This is a genomic window from Pseudomonas sp. Cab53, from assembly GCF_018325965.1.
Lineage (GTDB): Bacteria > Pseudomonadota > Gammaproteobacteria > Pseudomonadales > Pseudomonadaceae > Aquipseudomonas > Aquipseudomonas chlororaphis_E.
The window spans coordinates 2,503,100-2,523,968 of sequence record NZ_AP021902.1; the positions used below are offsets into that span (position 1 = coordinate 2,503,100).

16 protein-coding genes are annotated in these 20,869 nt (G+C 61.8%); 8 read left to right on the top strand and 8 right to left on the bottom strand.

What is annotated here, in order from left to right:
- Positions 1 to 14: 14 nt before the first annotated feature.
- The 5 genes from KI241_RS10940 to KI241_RS10960 are packed head-to-tail and all read right to left on the bottom strand — an operon-like array spanning position 15 to position 6,799.
- On the bottom strand, positions 15 to 1,259 hold the full coding sequence (locus KI241_RS10940) for an MFS transporter (protein WP_212803678.1): 1,245 nt from the start codon (positions 1,257 to 1,259) through the stop codon (positions 15 to 17).
- A 16-nt stretch (positions 1,260 to 1,275) separates the two neighbouring features.
- Positions 1,276 to 3,171, bottom strand: coding sequence for an IucA/IucC family protein (locus KI241_RS10945; protein ID WP_244868273.1), 1,896 nt, complete (start codon positions 3,169 to 3,171; stop codon positions 1,276 to 1,278).
- Complete coding sequence (locus KI241_RS10950; RefSeq protein WP_212803679.1) at positions 3,168 to 4,316, bottom strand: NAD/NADP-dependent octopine/nopaline dehydrogenase family protein; 1,149 nt, start codon at positions 4,314 to 4,316, stop codon at positions 3,168 to 3,170. The genes KI241_RS10945 and KI241_RS10950 overlap by 4 nt, the downstream gene beginning before the upstream one ends.
- A 28-nt stretch (positions 4,317 to 4,344) precedes the next feature.
- The gene (locus KI241_RS10955) at positions 4,345 to 5,388 is read right to left on the bottom strand and encodes a cysteine synthase family protein (protein WP_212803680.1); all 1,044 of its coding nucleotides are present in this window, start codon (positions 5,386 to 5,388) and stop codon (positions 4,345 to 4,347) included.
- Between the two features lie 16 nt (positions 5,389 to 5,404).
- Entirely contained in the window at positions 5,405 to 6,799 is a 1,395-nt protein-coding gene (locus KI241_RS10960) for a Y4yA family PLP-dependent enzyme (protein ID WP_212803681.1), read from the bottom strand.
- 610 nt (positions 6,800 to 7,409) lie between these two features.
- On the opposite strand from KI241_RS10960, the gene KI241_RS10965 reads away from it, so the two are divergent.
- From KI241_RS10965 to KI241_RS10980, 4 genes are all read left to right on the top strand, one after another.
- Positions 7,410 to 8,300 (top strand): CoA ester lyase, encoded by an 891-nt coding sequence (locus tag KI241_RS10965; protein WP_042729718.1) that lies wholly within the window; start codon positions 7,410 to 7,412, stop codon positions 8,298 to 8,300.
- 26 nt (positions 8,301 to 8,326) lie between these two features.
- Positions 8,327 to 8,728, top strand: a complete 402-nt coding sequence (locus tag KI241_RS10970; RefSeq protein ID WP_212803682.1) for a ParB N-terminal domain-containing protein — start codon at positions 8,327 to 8,329, stop codon at positions 8,726 to 8,728.
- Positions 8,729 to 8,850: 122 nt separating this feature from the next.
- The gene (locus tag KI241_RS10975; protein ID WP_047735502.1) at positions 8,851 to 11,073 is read left to right on the top strand and encodes a TonB-dependent siderophore receptor; all 2,223 of its coding nucleotides are present in this window, start codon (positions 8,851 to 8,853) and stop codon (positions 11,071 to 11,073) included.
- 231 nt (positions 11,074 to 11,304) lie between these two features.
- The gene (locus KI241_RS10980) at positions 11,305 to 11,670 is read left to right on the top strand and encodes a fe2+ zn2+ uptake regulation protein (protein WP_234408035.1); all 366 of its coding nucleotides are present in this window, start codon (positions 11,305 to 11,307) and stop codon (positions 11,668 to 11,670) included.
- A gap of 66 nt (positions 11,671 to 11,736) precedes the next feature.
- On the opposite strand, the gene KI241_RS10985 is transcribed toward KI241_RS10980, so the two are convergent.
- The 3 genes from KI241_RS10985 to ppk2 form a co-directional block, all read right to left on the bottom strand.
- Entirely contained in the window at positions 11,737 to 12,480 is a 744-nt protein-coding gene (locus KI241_RS10985; protein WP_212803683.1) for an SDR family oxidoreductase, read from the bottom strand.
- Positions 12,481 to 12,713: 233 nt separating this feature from the next.
- On the bottom strand, positions 12,714 to 14,333 hold the full coding sequence (locus tag KI241_RS10990; RefSeq protein WP_212803684.1) for an inorganic phosphate transporter: 1,620 nt from the start codon (positions 14,331 to 14,333) through the stop codon (positions 12,714 to 12,716).
- Positions 14,334 to 14,402: 69 nt separating this feature from the next.
- Positions 14,403 to 15,317: a polyphosphate kinase 2 gene (gene ppk2, locus KI241_RS10995; RefSeq protein ID WP_042729724.1), complete on the bottom strand. Its 915-nt coding sequence runs from the start codon at positions 15,315 to 15,317 to the stop codon at positions 14,403 to 14,405.
- 257 nt (positions 15,318 to 15,574) lie between these two features.
- On the opposite strand from ppk2, the gene KI241_RS11000 reads away from it, so the two are divergent.
- The 4 genes from KI241_RS11000 (at position 15,575) to KI241_RS11015 (ending at position 20,267) form a co-directional block, all read left to right on the top strand.
- Positions 15,575 to 16,510 carry a phosphatase gene (locus tag KI241_RS11000; protein ID WP_047735498.1) on the top strand — a complete coding sequence of 312 codons (936 nt, stop codon included), beginning with the start codon at positions 15,575 to 15,577 and terminating at the stop codon, positions 16,508 to 16,510.
- Between the two features lie 216 nt (positions 16,511 to 16,726).
- The gene (gene nspC / locus KI241_RS11005) at positions 16,727 to 17,824 is read left to right on the top strand and encodes a carboxynorspermidine decarboxylase (protein ID WP_042728662.1); all 1,098 of its coding nucleotides are present in this window, start codon (positions 16,727 to 16,729) and stop codon (positions 17,822 to 17,824) included.
- Between the two features lie 25 nt (positions 17,825 to 17,849).
- On the top strand, positions 17,850 to 19,094 hold the full coding sequence (locus tag KI241_RS11010; RefSeq protein WP_212803871.1) for a saccharopine dehydrogenase family protein: 1,245 nt from the start codon (positions 17,850 to 17,852) through the stop codon (positions 19,092 to 19,094).
- Between the two features lie 219 nt (positions 19,095 to 19,313).
- On the top strand, positions 19,314 to 20,267 hold the full coding sequence (locus tag KI241_RS11015; RefSeq protein ID WP_042728657.1) for a LysR family transcriptional regulator: 954 nt from the start codon (positions 19,314 to 19,316) through the stop codon (positions 20,265 to 20,267).
- Positions 20,268 to 20,869: the final 602 nt, after the last annotated feature.

Here is a 20,869-nt window from a genome sequence, read left to right on the forward strand (position 1 = left end):
GCGAAACTCCTTGATCATTCCCCCGGCGGCGCGGGGCTGGCTTGCAGGCTGGCGGGCCAGTAGCGCAACGCGACGACCGGGATCAGCGCCAGCGCATACGCCAGGCAGACGAACAGGTAGGTGTACTGCAAACCATAGACCTGGCTGAGCAGGCCGCCCACGCAGATCCCCGCGATCGATGCAAACTGCGCGCTGCCCTGGGCGATCCCGAGCACATGGCCTTGCTGGCTGCTGTCGGCCGCTTTCGAAATCAGCGCCATCAGCACCGGTGTGGTGGCACCGAGCAGCACGCCCCAGATGAAATAGGCCACCACGAACACCAGGGCGTTGCGCGTGACGCCCGCCACGGCGGTCAGCGCGATACAACCCAGCACGACGTAGGTGATGCGTTGCAGGGTGTCCTGCTGGGAGCGGTGTTCGAAGTAGCGTGACCAGGCCGTGGCCGACAGGATGAAACCCAGGGCCAACAGGCCGTAACACAAGCCGACGACGGCGTTGCTGACCTCGAATACCGTGCTCACGTACAGGGAAAATGAGGTCTGCGGCAGCATCCGCGCCAGCAGCAGGATGCCCATCACGCACAGCAACGACAACAGCGGCGATCCCTGCCAGGGGCTGCTGCCGCGTCCGGTGGCCGCACTGGCGGTCTGAGCGGTTGGCTTTTTCACCGGCGGCACGTCCGGCAGGGTCACGGCAGCCACCACCGTGCAGACTGCGCACAGTACCGCCGCGATCATGTTGATCCAGAAGAACGTGGCGTAATCGAGGATCAGGCCGCCGACCACCGCGCCGAGCAACGACCCCACGTTGGTCGATATCTGCAGGATCGCGAACAGCCGCGCCCGGCGCGAAGGGGCTTCGATGCTGACGCCGTAGGCCTGCGCCGGGGCAATGTAGCCGGCGAAGGCGCCTTGCAGGAAGCGCAGCACCAGGATCATCCAGATGTCCCCGGCCAGCGCCAGGCCCAGTTGGGTCAAGGACAGCCCGGCAAGGGCGCGGATCATCATCAACTTGTGGCCATAGCGGTCGCCGATACGGCCCCAGAAGGCACTGGTCAGGATGATGCCCAGCATCGGCCCGACGTACACGGCGATGCTGGCGAAGCTGAAAACCGACTCCGAGGACGTCAGCCCACGCAGGTGGACCGGCCAGAACGGCCCGCTCATTTCCATCGCGCCCATGGAGACGAGCTGGATCGCGAACAGAAGATAAATCAGGATTCTTACGTTCAAACCCTGGGTGACACCTGCGTGGGACATGACTCAGCCTCGGTGGTTAGGCGCTGGCAAGCGGGTTGGTCAGCGTGTGCTGCAAACGATAGTTGGAATACTGCAGCAAATGCATGCGCAGCAGCGATCGTGTTGGCCACGGGTCTTCAAGGAAGGCCTGGTGTTCGACTTCCCACAGCGGCGCCGCGACACGGTCGCGCACGGCCTCGAAGGCACTTTCGGTTTCCTCCCGCAGCACGGTCCACAGCCGGGTGTCGTCCAGCGCATATTCCGTGCTCAGCCACAGCGCGACTTCGTGCAGGTGGGTCAGGAACGCGGCGTCCAGCACGAACATGCGCACCGGCTCGATATCCTCCACGAACACCGTCGGCAAGATGCCGGGCTGGACATGGGGCTGCAAGGTATAGCCACGCGCTTCCAGCAGCGGCGCGTAGGTACGGCCGTCGCCAAAATCGCGGATCAGCAGACTACGCGCTTTGCCATCGGGGGAAAACAGCACCATGGTGTTTTGCTGGTGGGCCTCCAGCCCGATACCGTACATCAGGTAGATCGCCACCACCGGGTGCGTGACCACCCTGGCGTACTGGCGGAACCAGTCCTCCACATTGCGGGCGCTGGCGCGCAAGCCGTCGCGTTCGATCAGGTCGGTGAACAATGGGCGAGCACTGCCAGGCAGGCGCGTGAACAGCGATGCGACGGTGATGGGCAGGCAGTCGTCGTTGCGCTGGAAGGCCTGCCTGCTGGCGCGATAGACCACCGACAGGTGCCGACCGGGGGCGTCGTCCTGGGTGATCGCGTTGCGGTAGCGCACGCCGATCTCCTCCGGGAAAATTTCCAGGCGCTGGCCAAAGCCGTTTTCGGCGGCAAGGATCTGCGTGATCACCGTGCTGATGCGCGGGCCCATGTGGATCGACTTGGCTTGCAGGCTGCGCAGCTCACTGGTCATCCACACCGCGATGGGCAGTTTGATCAGCGGCGCGGCTTCTTGCTGCGCGGGCATCATGGTCCGATAGGACATGGTGGGCAGGGTGAGGATGTCCGGGCCGTCAGTGATCAGGATGCCTTGTTCAATTTCCGCGGCGAAATGCTTCAGCACATAAGCCTGCAAATGCCAGGCGTGGATCGGCAGCGGCAGCCACTGTTTTTCATCCAGGCCTCTGTCGTTGAGCGCGGTTTTCCATTGCTCCCAGTGCGCCGGGAAGTTCGCCGCGAACCAGCCCAGGTAATCGGTGACGTGGGGCATGCTCTCGCTGATGGCCATGTCGGCGCGCAATGCCGCGATACGCAGGGGCACCTGGGCATTGAACTCGGGCGACAGCTGCTCGACTTCTGCATCGCTGAGGCCCGGGCGGGATTTCCACGTGGGGTAATACGGGTGGCCTTCCAGTGAACCCCATTGGTCCAGCAGGATCGCCGCGTCCTGGGTGCTGGCGTGTTGGCGCAGATAGTCGGTCAGGCTGGCGAGGCCTCGACCCTGGCAGGCCTCGGCCAGCCGGGCGTTCCATTGCTGGCGATGCCGGCGGGCGTGGGCATCGTTCATCAGGCTGTTCTCCATGTCGGCCTTGAGCCCGGCCACGCCTTCGTCGGTGGACGCGAAATCGAAGCTGTCCCGCAGCACGTCCAGCAGGTCCTGGTGGCTGTCGACCACCTGGCGCACACCTTCGTCGGTGACCAGCACCACCTCACCGTCGTGGATCAGGGTGTCGGCCGGGGCCAGCGTGATGTGCGAAAAAAACAGATGACCCCGGGCGTTCTTGAGCGGGTAGGTGGCCTGCGTGCCGTCGGCGCAAAACACCAGGGCGCGGCGATCCAGGATGTTCTCGGCAAACAGGCAACGCACCAGGCGGCGCATGGCGTTTTTGCGGGAGTAAGCGATCAGTGTCTTGAAGTCATCCATATCGGCTGTCTGCTCGTCGATGAGTAAAGAGGAGGTTGGGCTCATGCCGCGTGGGGCCAGTGGCGGGGGAAGTAGTCCAGCGCCGAGTCGCGCAAGCCCTGCATGTAGGCCACGCTCCACTGCAGAACTTCCTCGATGTAGGGCACCTTCAGTTCGAAGCGCCTGGCCATTTCCACCAGCAGCACCAGGCCGTAGGCGACGTCTTCATTGAAGGCGCGGCTCTGGCGTTCGATCACGTAGCCGGCGCGGTTGTTATCGGCGGGCACCATCGGCGCGAGGATGTCGTTGTAGGCCTGGTTGGTGCGCAGGATCGACAACATGCTGCTGCGGTCACGGATCTGCTCGCCGTAGGCGTCGACGATTTCCTGTTTCAAGGACTTGACCGAAGACAGGTCCACGCCCAGGCGTTCGCTGATGACGGCGCAGAGCCGTTGGCTTTCCTCGTCCATGCGCTCCAGGAAGTAGGCCCCCAGTTCCGGGCACTCCGTCCACCAGCACAGCGGCTGCGGGAAGATCTTGCGATGCCACTGGCCGTAGGGCCCGATCAGCCCGTAGATCACCGAGCTGTGCATGATCGGATTGCCGGGCGTCAGGGTGATTTCCAGGTAGTTGTCGAGCAACGTCACGCATGGGCCGTACAAGCGGCTGAGCAGTTCGCCGAGCTGTTGGCGCGAGGCCTGCGATTCACGGGCGTGGGTCGCGACGTACAGCTGGCTTTTGCCACCGCCCATGCGGATCGACCGCCCGGGCTTGAGATCGAACGCCGTGTGCGGGACATCCTTCATGCCCCAGATCACCAGGTTGGGTCGCTGCGCCAGCGCGGCTTCGGCCAGCCAATCGAACCCGCAGAAGCCCGGGATGGCACCGATGTACACCGGTTTGTCCGTGCTCAGGTGCGCGGCGATGCTTTGCAGGGTTTGCGGGCGGGCGTGGGCCGGCACCGTGATGATCACGATGTCGGCGTCCTCGACCGCGGCCTTGGCGTCCGTGGTCACTCGGTCCAGTTGCGCGCTCAGCGTCGAGCCGTCCGGCATCAGCGCTTGTATCGGCGCCCGACGGAGGTGTTGCTCGACGACCTGTGCATTGCGGGTGAGCAGCGAGACCTGGACATCGGGCAGTTGCTTGAACAGGACTGCGTTCAGGTGGCCGGTCCTGCCACCGCCACAGATGGCGACTTTCAGCACATTCATTCAGAGGCGTTCCTGTGTGGGGTGAAGGTTACGCAACGCTCAGTTGCAGGGGCGCCGAGCTGGACTCCAGCCATTGGGTCTTGCCCAGCCAGGTGTCCAACTGCGCGCCAACGTTCGGGTCGAGCAAGCCACGCTCTTGCAGCCATTGTTCGTTGAAGACGGTGTGCAGGTATTTTTCGCCGCCATCGGCGATCGGCACCACGACGTTGCCGGTCAGCACGCCGGCGTGGATCAACTCCAGGGCCTTGAAAATCGCACCGCCGGTCGAACCGCCCACCAGCAGCGCCAGGTTGCGGGCGATGTAGCGGGCGGTTTCGAAGGCCTGGCTGTCGGTGACCTGCACGCCCAGGTCGATGCAGCTGTAGTCGAGCACCAGGCCGACGGTGTCGCCGGCCGGGGTACCCGTGCCGGACTGGTAGTACGGATAACCGGGATGGCCGAACACAATGGAACCGGCGGGCTCGACCCCGACGGTCACCGTCTCGGGGTCATGCACTTTCAGGCCGCGGGCGATGCCGGTCATCGAGCCACCGGTGCCGACACAGCCGACATAGGCACCGATCGTGCCGTGCGCCTGGGCAATGGTTTCGCGCACGAAGTCGCTGTAGCCACCGGCGTTGGCGGCGTTGTCCGACTGGTTCATGAACACGGCACCGGGGATCTGCGTCGCCAGTTCGGCGGCCATCCGCTGGCGCTCGACCACGGCGACTTCATCTTCGCGGTAGTTGCCGGCGACGAATCGAACATCGGCGCCCAAGGCTTTCATGACCGCGATTTTGTCTTGTGCCGCGTGATGATCGACCACGGCAATGAACTGCAGGCCGAATTCCACGGCCGCCATGGCCAGGCCGATGCCCGTGTTGCCGGAAGACGACTCCACGACCACGCCACCGGGCTTCAAGCGTCCTGACTTGAGGGCCGCCAGCACCATGTTCCTGGCCATGCGGTCTTTTATGCTGCCACCGGGGTTGTTCTTTTCGATCTTCAGCAGCAGCCGTGCATTGGTATCAGGCACATCGATGCCCAACATGGGCGTATTGCCAATCAGTTCTGAAACTTTGCCAAGTATCATGAGTAAGACTCCCTTTTTAGCAGTCAGGTAAAAATGTGTAGTGGCCTTGTGTACAACAAGTGGCGGTAATACGCCGGGGCAGGGGATGGCGATGGAATTCATTTTCCAGCAGGTCCATCTGATAACCGGCGGTATTGGCGTAGATCAATAAGTCACCGGCCTGGGGCGAGGTTACAAAGTTGATCAGGCGATAAGTAATGACGTCATCGTCCAGGCAACTATGTCCGGCGATATAGGCGTGTGTCGGGGTGTGCGGTGGCGCGCTTGCACTGATCAGGATCGGGTCCACCAGGTATTCGGATGAAAACCATGTTTCACAGGCACTGAAACTGCTGCCCTCGACGAAAATAACGGTTTTGTCATTGGCCAGTTTTTTACAGCGAGTCACCCGGAACACTGAAATGGCGGCCTGGTCGACCAAACTTCGGCCGGGTTCCAGGGCCAAGGTCATGTTTTGCGATTGCAGATAATGGGCAATCGTTTGGCCGGGTAAACAATCGGACTCCAGGAACAATGCCAACCATTGGCTGGCGGTGAGTTGACTGCCGTAGGGGTAAAAAGCCTCGGGCACTGTGTGGTTGTAATAATGGCTGGGGTTATTGTCGTTGCGCAGGAAACTGTCATAGCGCTGCGGGTCGACATATCGGATGGGCAGGCCTCCACCGATGTCGATCATGACGGGGGCCAGCCCCATTTCCCGGGCGGCGTCGACATACGCCACCACTTCGCCAAACGCCTGGACGCGCGATTCATGGCCGTAGCCGCCGAGGTGGAAATGAAAACCTTCGAAGTGAAAATGCTGTCGTTCCTGCGCCAACTGTTGCAGGCACCCGAGCACATCGTCGGCGCCCATGCCAAAGCGGCTCGTCGGGCAGCTTTTTGGCCGGTAACGCAACAGGATTCTGGCTTTTCTTGACGCTGTCCGGGACGCCAGCAGCGTTGTCAGGTGGGCGATTTCCTCCCGTGAATCCACACAGATGAGGGCGCCGACCTCCACCAGGGCTTGATGAAATACTGTCGTTTTCGCCGGTCCCGTTGCGCATAAATGCTGTCCTGGAATGCCGGCCCGTAACGCGGCGTGCAACTCGTGAAGGCTCGAAACATCGACACCAATGCCCATCGCCGCTGCCGCCGCCAGCAGGCTCTGTGACTTGTTGGCCTTGGCGCCGTAAAACAGCGTGTGGGCGACGTTGTAGTGTTTCAGCACACCCTGCAGCGCCGCCGCGTTGAGCTTGAATGCGTGGGGCCATACCAGGTTCAGCGGCGATCCATAGTGGTCGACCAGTGCTGAAAGTTTGCCTGGACAGTGCTGGATGAACTGCGCGATCAGCGGGTCGAGCAATGGCGCCAACAGGGTCGGTTGATGCACTTCAGTTACATTGTTAAATGTTGGCGTCATTACATTAGGCATAGTTAACCCCTGGCGTATAAATCAACACCCATCAAGTTTTCGATAACTTGGTGTTATCGAAGAATATGAACTTGCCGTTTTTCAGGCATGAACGATTTAAACGCCTGGCGGTGCGTGCCAAACGAAACCCGGCCTCACTATCGTGACGTCAGGTTTTATCAATACTTCACAAAGATATTGCATAGAAATCCATTCCATGAGGTTTTACCTGGGCGTGAAGAGGCCGTTATCGAGTCTGCGGCTTATTCTCGAACAGGGTCATTAGCTGACATTCAAATGACATCACTGCACTGCACTTCCTTGGGGAGTACGAAAACTTCCTTTGTTGTGTGAGAGATATCTTCGATGGCGAGAACCATATTGCTAACGCGAACGATTATCAAGTAAGGTTTTCAAATATTTTGAATATTTACTCGTTGGCTGAACGTGTGCAAACGCTTGTTTGCTCACGTTTGCAGGTGCCCATCCGTACTTGGAAGAGCGCCTTAATACCTTGATCAACAAGGAATTAACCGACGTTGTAAGGGGCTGTTGCAGGACCGCGATGGCCCCGCCCGAAATCGATGAAATTTCGCTTGAACCACGACAGTTGCATGCCTAGGAGAGCTTTATGACCACTGAACGTCCCGGTACCACCCCCACGCTTCCCATCAGCTACCTGTTCGTCCCGGGGAACCGCCCCGAGCGTTTCGCCAAGGCCGTCGCGGCGGCTCCGGATGCGATCATCCTCGACCTCGAGGACGCGGTTCATCCCGACAGCAAAGCCGCGGCCCGCGCCGCGATCTGGGCCTGGCAGGAGAGTTCGCCCAACGTTTCCTGCCAGCGCTACATCCGCCTGAACAGCGTTGGCAGTGAGTTCTTCCGCCAGGACCTCAAGTGGCTCGAAGACATGCGCTACCCGCAGCGCTGCTCGGGAATCTTCCTGCCCAAGGCGCAGTATGGCGAGGGGTTGTCCGAGGTGGTCGAGCGCTTGCTGGCGTGGAGGCCCGGGCTCAAGGTTGTCGCCATCATCGAGACCGCCAGGGGCTTGCATGAGGTCGAGTCGATCGCCGGCATCGCCGGGCTCTCGCGGCTGGCGTTCGGCTCCCTGGATTTTTCCCTGGACATCAACTGCAGCCAGGTGCCCGAGGCGTTTCTCTTCGCCCGCAATCGCATCGTGCTGGCGTCGCGAACCGCCGGCTTGCCGGCACCGGTCGACGGCGTGACCCCGGCGATCAGCGACCTGGCGGCGGTCAAGCACGAGGCGCACTACGCCAGGTCCCTGGGCTTTGGCGCCAAGCTCTGCATCCACCCCGGCCAGTTGCGTACGGTCCAGCAGGCCTTCCTGCCCGATGCCCACCAGTTGGCGTGGGCGGACCGGGTGATGCAGGCCGTGGCCAGTGGCAGCCATGCCGTGCAGGTGGACGGCGAGATGGTGGATCTGCCCCTCATCGAGCATGCGCAACGGCTGCTGGACGTGGCCAGTCTCTACGGGGAACCCGCCAAGGCGGATGCCTGCTGAACCGGCCATCAATCAGGGGAAATGCCATGGAACAGGGTTATCAGATTTCGCTCCGACCGTTGTGCGAGGTGCTGCAATCGGAGCACGTCGATCCGGCCAACGTGGAGTCGGTCCGGCAGTCGATCGTCCGGGCCGGCCATTGGCTGGAACCGATCATTGTCGAGCGCTCCCGAGGCATCGTGATGGACGGCAACCACCGGCTGAACGCGGCGCTGCAGTTGGGGTTGAAGCGAGTGCCGTGCATCCAGCTCGACTATGCCGATCCTCGGGTGCGCGTGCGCCACTGGCAGACCGGTCAGGCGTTCGAGGTGGCGCGGATTTTCACCACCATCGAGCGCGGCGAACTGTTCCCGTACAAGACTACGCGGCACGCGTTCGACCCGGCCCTGCCGGTCATCGCGATCCCGCTGGAGCGCCTGTATGGGTAGGCGGCTCGCCGGGGCGGGCAGGGTGCGGAAAAAAATAACGCCCGTGGGGTGATACTTTTCCGCAGGTCGGCTGGCAATAGGAGTGATTACCATTTTCTCTTGCTGAAAAGGATCCTTACGTCATGTCTGTTGCACGTCGACCTTGCGGTGAATCCGCGCTTTCATTCGCGATTCGTTGCGCCACGCTGGGCATTGTTCTGGTCGCAGGGAGCGCCAACAGCTGGGCTGCAACCTCCACGTCGCCGGCCAGTGCCGACGCGAACGCCGACGCTTCGGCGCCGGCGGATGCCCAGGGCCTGACCCTCGATGAGATCAACATCACCGGTGCCTACAACGGCGCGACCGCGCTGCCGCCGGCGCTCGCGAGCGGGCAGGTTGCCCGTGGGGCACGCCTGGGCATGATGGGCAACAAGGACGTGATGGACACCCCCTTCAACGTGACCAGCTACACCGCCAAGACGTTGGCCGATCTGCAGACCGTGACCGTGGCCGACGCCTTGCAGAGGGATCCCTCGGTGCGCTCGACAGGGCAGACGGGCGGCATCGTCGATTCGTTCTTCATCCGTGGCTTTCCGATCGGCGAGGGCAACATCGGCGAGCTGGCCTACGACGGCGTCTACGGCGTGGCACCCAACTATCGGGTGTTTACCGAGTACGCCGAACGGGTTGAAGTCCTCAAGGGGCCGGGCGCCCTGATGTACGGGATTTCACCGAACAGTGGCATCGGCGGGGTGATCAATATCGTCCCCAAGCGCCCGCTGGACGAAGACCTGACGCGCTTGACCACCACCTACGAATCCGATTCCCAGGTCGGCGGTCATCTTGATCTCAGTCGCCGCTTCGGTTCCGAGAACCAGTTTGGCGTGCGCTTCAATGGCAGCCTGCGGGGCGGCGATACTGTCGTGGACGATCAGGAGCGTGAGCTGAACATCGGCGCCATTGCCCTCGATTACCGGGGCGAGCGGTTGCGCTTGAACCTCGATTTCATCAGCCAGAAAGAAAGCTTCGAAGGTGCCTCGCGGCCCTTCACGATCGCACCGGGCGTGGAGGTGCCGTCCGCGCCCAACGGCCGGACCAACCTGCCGCAGAAGTGGGGCTGGTCGGACACCCGTGAACAGTCGGCCCTGCTGGGCGGCGAGTATGACCTGAACGATTCGCTCACTGTGTTCGCTCATGCCGGCGGTGGCCGCTCGGACGTCGATCGGATGTCCGACCAGGTGCCCAGGATCCTCAACAGTGCCGGGGATACCAGCAACGTGCCGGGGCACTATAAGTTCAACGTCGATCGTTCGACCGCCGACGTCGGCTTGCGCGGCGTGTTCGCCACCGGCCCCGTCACCCACACCACCACGGTGATGGCGACCACCTACCAGGATGAATTGTCCCGGGGGATCACCAACGGTACGGCGATTACCTCGAACATCTACCACCCCGTGGATGCCCCCAAACAGTACCTGCGTTCGCCCAAGGTCCAACGGGTGTCCGAATCGGAGCTGTCCGGCGTCGCCGTGACCGACACGCTGTCGGTGCTCGACGACCGGTTGCAACTGACCCTGGGCCTGCGCCGGCAAAACGTGGAGTCGCGCAATTACAGCAACGGCGCGGTCAGCTCCCGCTATGACGACAGCGCGACCAACCCGATGGTGGGCGTGGTGGTCAAGCCCTGGGACGACGTGTCCTTCTACTACAACTATGTCGAGGGCCTGAGCAAAGGCGATACCGCGCCAAGTGGGGCAAGCAACAGCGGCATGACGTTCGCCCCCTACGAGTCCAAGCAGCACGAGCTCGGCGTCAAGTATGAGCATGGCACCTTCATGACCACCCTGGCGTTGTTCCAGATCGAGAAGCCGGGTGGCGAGCTGGGCGCGGATGGCGTGTTCTCGGTGCAGGCCGAGCAACGCAACCGCGGTGTCGAGCTGAGCATGTTCGGCGAAGTTGCCCCCGGCACCCGGCTGATGGGCGGCGTGACGCTGCTCGATGGCGAGTTGACGGAGTCGGCCACCGCCGCCAACCGGGGCAACAAACCCGTGGGCGTGCCGGACGTCCAGGCCAACCTCTGGGCCGAATGGGACACCCCATGGGTGCAAGGCTTTACCCTCACCGGCGGGGCGATCTATACCGACAAGCAGTACGTCAACCAGGCCAACACCCAGTCGCTGGATGCCTGGACCCGCTTCGATGCAGGAGCCCGCTACGCCACCAAAATCGAAGGCCGGCCGACGACGTTCCGGGCCACGGTGCAAAACGTGTTCGATCGCGAGTACTGGTCGGGCGTCGCCTCGTATGGTGCGTTTTCCGCCGGTTCGCCACGCACGTTGCAGTTGTCGGCCACGGTCGATTTCTAGACTGTGTACGAAATAGTTTGAAACGCAGGTTAGGCAAGGCAAAAACCGGCGAGGAAGCGCAGTTGACTGGTTGTCAATGAGCATTCCGAGCCGGTTTTTAACGCCGCATAACCAAGTTTCAGGCTATTTCGTACATAGCCTAGACGCACAACAACGGGTGGCCGCCGTACCGGGCCACCCCCGTTCGATCACCCTCTGAAAAGGACTTTTCATATGCAAGGCAATCCAGGCATGACGCCCTCCAATGCGCGCGCGCCATTGCGCCCGGCGGCAGAGCCGCAGGCCCACGATCCCGACCGGTGCGCCAACGAACCGATTCGCGACCTGCTGCGTTGCTATGGGCTGCGCACCAGCCTGATCCGCTTCAAGGTGATCAACGCGTTGCTGGCGGCCGCCCAGGACGGCCGCACGATGGGCGTGCGCGGCGTGCATGCTTATTTGGCGAAAACGTCTGCCGACCTGTCGTTCGTCAGTGTGCGCGAAGTGCTCAGGCGACTTTGCGAAGAGGGACTCATCCTGTTCCAGGCAGACAAGACCTACTGCTTCACCGCCGAGGCTTGGGCGATGCTCGAACAGCACCTCGATGACGGACGGTGACCCGCAAGGGCAAGGATTCAAAAAAGGGGGTAGGTGCGCGGCAGTTGCGAACCGCGCACCGGACGATCAACGCAAGGTGTAGCCGTTGTCCACGATCCAGTCCTGGCCATACACGCCGCGTGCACCCCGGCTCAACTGGAAGAGAATGACGTCGGCCACGGCTTGCGGCTCAAGAAACTGGCCCGTCAATAACCGCTGGTTGACCGTGTTGGCCACGGAGCCCAAGGCCTGTTCATCAAGGCCCAGGGTGCCCCAGATCGGCGTGGCGGTTGGCCCCGGTGAGACCATGTTGAGGCGCACGCCGTGGGGCGCCAGTTCTACCGCCAGGGTGCGCATCTGCGCGCGCAATGCGGCCTTGGAGGCAATGTACGCGGCCAACCCGGCAAAGGTGGCCTGTTCCAGGAAGGTCCCGATGAAGACCACCGATGCCTCAGGGGCCAGATGCTCGCGCAGGCTGCTCAAGGTGTTGAGCGCGCCCGCGCCATTGACTGCCCATTGACGGTCGAAGGCCGCCAGGTCCAGGCCATCGGCCAGTTGTGCGATGCCGGCGTTGGGCACCAGGCAATCCACCTGGCCCAGGGTGCCGACCCGTTGCGCCAGCCTGGCCTGGTCCGCGACCTGCGTGACGTCGCCAGGCAACCAGGACAGCATGTCGCCGAAGCGCTCGACCAGTTCGCCGAGGCCGCCGATCTGGCGCGACATCGCCACCACCTTCGAACCGCTTTCCAGCAGGCGCCGGGTGACGGCCAGGCCGATGCCCGAACTGGCACCGGTGACTACGCTGAGGTTGGGCTTGAATTCATTGTGCATGGGGCTTCTTCCTAGGTTCGCCAAAAGGGGCGAGTGACCTGATCAGAAACCGTGCCAATCGGTAACACTATATAACTCAATGAGTTGAAACTGATCGTGTCAATTTGACTCGCGCTGGCCAGGGTCAAAACAACCTTCACGTTGGTCGTTATGACTCGTATGGCGTGACCCATCCTGCTGCTGCGCAGATCGTCGCCCAAGGTCCCATCCGTGGGGCCTTGGCGCTAAAGGCATCAGAACAGCCGGGTGAACAACCAGTACAGGCTCCCGGACAACAGGATCGCGGCAGGCAGCGTCAGGACCCAGGCCATTACCAGGTTGCGGATCGTGCGCATTTGCAAGCCGGCCCCGTTGGCCACCATGGTCCCGGCCACGCCCGACGACAGGACGTGGGTGGTGGACACCGGCAGGCCGAACATGTCGGCGGCGCCGATGGTCAGCATCGCGACGGTTTCGGCCGAGGCGCCCTGGGCGTAGGTCAGGTGGCTCTTGCCGATTTTTTCACCCACCGTCACCACAATGCGTTTCCAGCCGACCATGGTGCCCAGGCCGAGGGCGATGGCCACGGCGATCTTCACCCACAGCGGGATGAAGCGTGTGGAATTGTCGATCTGCTGCTTGAACAGTTGCAGCTTGGCGCTGGTGTCGGCGTCGAAGTGGCCGACCTTGTTCTTGTCCATCAGACGGATGGTTTCGCTGGTCAGGTACATGTCGTTGCGCACGTTGCCCACGGCCTCGGCTGGCACCCTGGCCAGCGAGCCGTAGCCCTTGACCTCGGCGCCGATACTGCCGGTCAGGGCAGCGAGGGCCGGAACCAGTTCCGGCGTCGCCTCCTTGGTGCCGACGTAGGTGGTCAGGATCGCGCGTGGATCTGCCGGTGCCGGCAGCGGCGAGTTCTTCACCAGGGCCTGTTGAGTGACTTCGGCCACGGCGGCGAATTGCAGCGCCTGGTCGGCGGGCATGGCGCGGTTCAGCGCGTAAGCCATGGGCAGGGTGCCGACCAGGATCAACATGATCAGGCCCATGCCTTTCTGCCCGTCGTTGGAACCGTGGGCGAAGGACACGCCAGTGCAGGTCAGGATCAGCATGCCGCGAATCCACCACGGCGGCGGCGTGTTGCCTTCGGGTGCCTTGTACAGCGCGCGATTCTTGACGAAGGCGCGCAGCGCCAGGAGCAGCAACGCGGCGCAGCCGAAACCCACCAGTGGCGACAGCAGCAACGCGTAGCCGATCTTGGTGGCCTGGGCCCAGTCCACGCCGCTGGTGCCGTCGCGGCCATGCATCAGCGCGTTGGCGACCCCGACACCAATGATCGAGCCAATCAGGGTGTGGGACGAGGAGGCCGGCAAGCCCAGCCACCAAGTGCCCAGGTTCCACAGGATGGCGGCGATCAACAGGGCGAAGATCATGGCGAAACCGGCGGAAGAGCCGACCTGCAGGATCAGTTCCACCGGCAGCAGCGCAATGATGCCGAAGGCCACCGCGCCGCTGGACAGCAGCACCCCGAGGAAGTTGAAGAAGCCCGACCAGGCCACGGCGAAATTCGGTGCCATGGAGTTGGTGTAGATGACCGTGGCGACGGCATTGGCGGTGTCATGGAAGCCGTTGACGAACTCGAAGCCCAGGGCGATCAGCAGGGCTACGCCCAACAGCAGAAATGGCGTCCAGGTGGTCACCACCGTGCCCAGTTCGTTCATGTCGTGCATCAGGCTGTAGGCGGTGAACAGCAGCCCGCTGCCCAGCACGGCGAAAAACACCACCAGGGTGATCACGCTCGGCTTGCGGTTGAGTTGCGGTCTTGAGCTGTGGGCGACTGAACTCGGTGAGTCCATGGCCAGGGTCGGGTTCGTCATGATGAAATCCGCTTCTAATAATAAGCTGTTGAGGGAAGGCTCGAGGTCGGGTGCCCGATCAGGTCCGGATCAATAGACCTGCGGCACGATGAGCTCCGGTGGCGTCGGGCTGCGGGTGTAATCTTCCTGTCGCACCCGTTGTGGCAACTCGATTGCCGGCACTTCCACCTCTTCGTAGGGCATCTGCCCCAGCAGGTGATGAATGCAATTGAGTCGGGCCTTTTTCTTGTCGTCGGCTTGCACCACCCACCACGGGGCCTCGGCGATGTGGGTGCGTTCGAGCATGATTTCCTTGGCCTTGGTATAGGCTTCCCAGCGCCGGCGGGACTCCAGGTCCATGGGGCTGAGCTTCCATTGCTTGAGCGGGTCGTGGAGGCGACTGAGAAAACGCAGGTGCTGTTCCTGGTCGGAAATCGAGAACCAGTACTTGATCAGCTGGATGCCCGAGCGGGCGAGCATCCGCTCGAATTCCGGCACGGTCCGAAAGAACTCTTCGTACTGGTCGGCGGTGCAGAACCCCATGACCTGCTCGACCCCGGCGCGGTTGTACCAACTGCGGTCGAACAGCACGATTTCGCCTGCTGCCGGCAGATGGGAGACGTAGCGCTGGAAGTACCATTGCGTCCGTTCACGGTCGTTGGGCGCGGGCAGGGCGGCGACCCGGCAGACCCGTGGGTTGAGTCGCTGGGTGATGCGCTTGATGACGCCACCCTTGCCGGCGGCATCGCGGCCTTCGAACAGGATCACCACCTTGTGCCCGGTCTTGACCACCCAGCTCTGCAGCTTCACCAGTTCGCCTTGCAAGCGAAACAGCTCGCTGAAGTAACGCCGGCGACTGTCCTTTTCGCTGCCCGGCGGCGTGTGCTCGTCGAAGAAGGTGTCCATGTCATGCCCGTCTTCGGATAACTCCAGTTCCAGCTCTTCGTCGGTGTGATCGAGCAGCTCGCGGTGGATGCGCTGGATCAAGATGTCCTGGCTAAGCATGGGGGGGAACTCGCGTCGTGGAGAGGCGAATTCGACGCTAGTCGCAATTTGTTACATGTGCGTGACGGTCATCTGCGCTTCACGCGATCGCCATGGGCTAAACCGTTTATCTACGCTCGATGCCCGCACGTTCCACTGGAGATCGAAGAACACGCCGCGCTGTCATCCAGGTGTCATCGACCCTGTGGCAAGCTTTTTGGCAAACCCGCACCGGGTGATCCGACCCGTTGGCAGATGAATGTGCAAGGAACACCGCGATGAAAGGCGACGCCCCCCTGTTTGCGGCCATTGACCTGGGTTCCAACGCGTTTCGCTTGATGATTGGCCAGACGGTCAAGCGCAACCGGCGCCTGGTGATCCAGGAAGTGAAGACCCTGCGTGAACCGGTCCGCCTGGCCGAAGGCTTGCAGGCCGGGGCGCTGGATGAGTTGGCACTGGATCGGGGATGGCAGGCGCTGGCACGGTTTGGCAAGAAACTGCGAGGTTTTGAAGCCGGCCGGGTGCGGGCGGTGGCGACCAGCGCGGTGCGCGAAGCGGCTAACGCTCAACTGTTCCTAGATAGCGCCCAGCGCCACCTGGGCTTTCGGATCGACGTGCTGTCGGGGCAGGAAGAAGCCCGTCTCGTCTACGCCGGGGTCGCTCATACGGTGCCGGGTGTCGAGGACACGCGGCTGGTGGTGGACATCGGCGGCGGCTCATCCGAGCTGATCCTGGGGCGGGGCGACCAGCCACTGTTGACCGAGAGCCTTGCCATAGGCAGCGGTACCTTTGGCACGCGCTATTTCCGTGACGGACACATCACGGCCCCGGCGTTGCTGGAGGCCGAGCGCGTGGCCAGCCTGGCCTTTGAAAAAGTCGCGATGGGTTTTCGTGCCCAGGGTTGGCAACTGGCGATCGGTTCGTCCGGCACGGCGCGGATGCTGGCCAAGGTGCTCAAGGCCAATGGCCTGAACGACCTGGGACAAGGCGGCATCACTTACACCGGGTTGTTGCGCCTGTCGTTGCGCCTGCTGGAAGTCCGGCATGTCGAACAACTACGCCTGGCCGGCCTGCAAGCCCATCGCCTGGGCAGCTTGCCCGGCGGCCTGGCGATCATGCTGGCGGCCTTCAAGGCTTTCGGGATCACCCAGATGATCGCTTCCGAACCGGGTTTGCGCTTTGGCGTTCTCCATGACCTGATCCACAAGCGCTGATCCGGCGCTGTCACGCCCGTCTTCCCATACTGGCAGCGGCTCTATCCAGAGCGCTCGCCACCGTTGTTCCATCCAACCGCGAATGCACTGGGCTGTCGCCAGCGACGGCCTGGGCCCGAGTGATTGCGCGAACGGGGCTTTTCGCTCTTTCGATATGCATTCAGTGAAGGCACAATGCGCATCCTTTTTTGGCTCGCCTTGCCGGAGGCCGCGAAAATGATCAAGACGCCGTACTACCTCATCGACAAACAAAAGCTGCTGGCGAACATGCAGAAGATCGCCTACGTGCGCGAGCAGTCCGGGGCCAAGGCCTTGCTGGCACTCAAGTGCTTCGCCACCTGGTCGGTGTTCGACCTGATGCAGCAGTACATGGACGGCACCACGTCGTCGTCGCTCTACGAGCTCAAGCTCGGCCGCCAGAAGTTCGCGGGCGAGACCCACGCCTACAGCGTTGCCTGGGCCGACGACGAAATCGAAGAGATGCTCGCCAACTGCGACAAGATCATCTTCAACTCCATCGGCCAGTTGCAGCGCTACACCCAAGCCTCGGCCGGCAAGGTCCGTGGCCTGCGGGTCAATCCGCAAGTGAGCAGCTCGGACTACCTGCTGGCCGACCCGGCGCGACCGTTCAGCCGCCTGGGCGAATGGGATCCGGAGAAGATCGAGCAGGTCATCGAGCAGATCTCCGGCTTCATGTTCCACAACAACTGCGAGAACGGCGATTTCGGTCTATTCGACCAGATGCTCGGCACTATCGAGGAACGCTTCGGTCATCTGCTGCATAAGGTCGAGTGGGTCAGCCTCGGCGGCGGCATCCATTTCACCGGCGAGGGCTATGCCCTTGACGCCTTCTGCGCGCGGCTCAAAGCCTTCTCGCAGAAGTATGGCGTGCAGGTCTACCTGGAGCCGGGCGAAGCGGCGATCACCCAGAGCGCTTCTTTGGAAGTCACCGTGCTCGACACACTCTACAACGGCAAGCACCTGGCCGTGGTGGACAGCTCCATCGAGGCGCACATGCTCGACCTGCTGATCTATCGCCTGAACGCCAAGCTGGCACCGAGCGAGGGCGAACACACCTACATGGTGTGCGGCAAGTCCTGCCTGGCCGGAGACATCTTCGGCGAGTATCAATTCGATCGTCCGCTGTCCATCGGCGATCGGCTGTCGTTCATCGACGCAGCGGGCTACACCATGGTCAAGAAGAACTGGTTCAACGGCCTGAAAATGCCGTCCATCGTAGTGAAACAACTCGACGGTAGTGTCGAGCTGGTTCGCGAATTTGTTTACGACGACTACCTGTCCAGCCTCTCTTGAGCGGACAGAAGGAGACTTGAAGAAATTGAAGAAGAACGTACTTATCATTGGTGCAGGAGGTGTCGCCAAGGTGGTGGCCCACAAGTGCGCGCAGCACAACGACGAACTCGGTCGTATTGCTATCGCGTCGCGCAACATCTCCAAATGCCAGGCCATCATCGACAGCGTCAAGGCCAAGGGTAGCCTCAAGCAACCCGCCGACATCAAGGCCTTTGCACTGAACGCCCTGGACGTCGAAGCGACCAAGGCGCTGATTCGCGAAACCGAGTCGCAGATCGTGATCAACGTCGGCTCCGCTTTTCTCAACATGTCGGTGCTGCGTGCCTGCATCGATACCGGCGTGGCCTATCTGGACACCGCCATCCACGAAGAACCGGGCAAGGTCTGCGAGACGCCGCCCTGGTATGGCAACTACGAGTGGAAGCATCTGCAAGAGTGCCAAGAGAAGAACATCACCGCCATTCTCGGCGTCGGCTTCGACCCGGGTGTGGTCAATGCCTATGCGGCCCTGGCGCAACAACAGTATTTCGACCGCATTGATTCGATCGACATCCTCGACGTCAATGCCGGCTCCCACGGCAAATATTTCGCCACCAATTTCGATCCGGAAATCAATTTCCGTGAGTTCACCGGACAGGTGTGGAGCTGGCAGGACAGCCAGTGGACCAGCAACACCATGTTCGAGGTCAAGCGCACCGACGACCTGCCGGTCGTAGGCTCGCAGAACCTGTACCTGACCGGCCACGACGAAGTGCACTCGCTGTCGAAGAACCTCGACGTGCCCAACGTGCGCTTCTGGATGAGCTTCGGCGAACACTACATCAACGTGTTCACGGTACTGCGTAACCTGGGCCTGCTCTCCGAGCAACCGGTCAAGACCGCCGAGGGCCTGGAAGTGGTGCCGCTGAAAGTGGTCAAGGCCGTGCTGCCTGACCCGAGTTCACTGGCGCCTGGCTACACCGGCAAGACCTGCATCGGCGACCTGGTCAAGGGCGTCAAGGACGGACAACCGCGCGAAGTGTTCATCTATAACGTGGCCGACCACGAAGACGCCTTCGCGGAAACCGACAGCCAGGGCATTTCCTACACCGCCGGCGTGCCACCCGTGGCTGCCGCGCTGCTGGTCGCCCGTGGCCAGTGGGACGTGCAGCGCATGGTCAACGTCGAGGAGTTGCCGGCCGAGGTGTTCCTCGAAGCGTTGGACGTGATGGGCCTGCCGACGCGCATCAAGGATGAGCAGGGAGACCGTCCCTGGAACCAACAGGCCTGAACGGCTTGGGTAACCGGTAGGTAGCGTTTCGCGTTCCAGAAAAAATGCCCCGTGTCGCAAGATGCGGGGCATTTTTCGTTTTGCAGGGTCGGCGCGGGGCCGCGGTCATTCTGGCCCCTGGCCGCCAAACTCGGATACTCTCTCAGGCGCCGGGGGAATGAGCCCGGCGCCAGCATTCGTTTTCCCGCCAGCCGCCCACAGGACATTCAGCGCTCACGTATGGTCAAGCACATCGATCCCGATCTGACGTTGCTGAAAATGCCGTCGCTCAAGGCCGTCAAGTCATTCGTGGCGGCCGCCAAATACCAAAGCTTCACTCGGGCGGCGGAGGCATTGTGCGTCACCCAGGCGGCCATCAGCCGACAGATCCGCGAGCTTGAGGCCTACCTTGAGGTCGATCTGTTCAAAAGGGTGGGGCGGGCGGTCGAGCTGACGGAAGCCGGGGTGATTTTCTTCGACGCGGCGCAGATGTCGTTCGTCAATATCTCCCAGGCGGCCGAGCGCATTCGTACCCACAATGCCGGCAAACGCGTCCTGACACTGTGCTGTTCCCCGGCGTTTTCCGCGCTATGGCTGTCGGCGAGGCTGCCGACGTTTTTCAGCCAGAACCCGGACATCGACCTGAACCTGATCACCACGCAGAACTTCCTGTCCATGGAGCCCGGCATTCGCCCGGACATCTTCATTACCAAGATGGCCAAGATCCAGGATGGCTACCAGTGCTACCCACTGTTCCATGACGTGATCTATCCGGTCTGCACGCCCCAGTACAAGGCCGCGCACCCCGAGCTTTCAAGCCTGGAGGGGTTGCGCGACGGCGTCCTGCTGAACCTGAGCCCCTATGGGCGCTCTCAGGTCGCGGAGCACGTGGACTGGGGTGTCTGGCTGGCCTTCAACGACATCGACATCAACGACCGCCCGTTCGACAGCCCTCATGTGCTCAATGCCAATGACTACAACCTCATCATCACCATGGTGCTGACACACCAGGGGGTGGCGCTGGGGTGGAATCATCTGGTGGAGAAGTTGGTGGAGGACGGCACGTTGATTCGTCCGGTGAGTGAGGAGGTGGTGCTCAGGGAGAGTTTGCATTATCTGACCTTTCGCCAGGATCGGCAGAATGATGAGGCGTGTTGTCGGCTGCGCGATTGGATGCTTGCGCAGTTGGCTTGAGTCCTCCCTGTGGCGTGGCGCTCGCGGCCATATCTCAATCCCCTGTGGGAGCGGGCTTGCTGGTGCATGCAAAGGCTTCGTACACCCCAAATCCCTTGTGGGAGCGGGCTTGCCCGCGAAAGCGGTGTGTCTGTCATGAAAATGTTGGATGTGCCGCCGTCTTCGCGAGCAAGCCCGCTCCCACAGGTCTTGCTGGTGCATGCAAAGGCGGCATACACCCCAAAATCTCGTGTGGGGTCAGGGCACACCCAAACCCGCATTTTGCCCCCTTTTTTCCAAGCTCAACCCCCTAAAACCGACTGATTGATAACACTAGGTTATGCATTGCTCGGAATAAATGTTTCTTGTTGAGAAATGATTTTGACACGTACTCTTCACCCAAGCCGTAAGCATTTATGAAGACGGTATGTTGAACAAGCGGGCCCTCGAACAGCTGTAACTAAGGGGCGTTGTTTTGTCAGGTAAGTTTCTAAAAATAAGATCGTGGTACGTCGTTTGGTGCCTGCCAAACGATTAGACATTGTTTCAGTGGATGCTTTTTCGCGTTGTATTCGTGCCGTGTCTGTATGAGCGAGTGCAGGGCGAAGAAGGGCTTTCGCAGA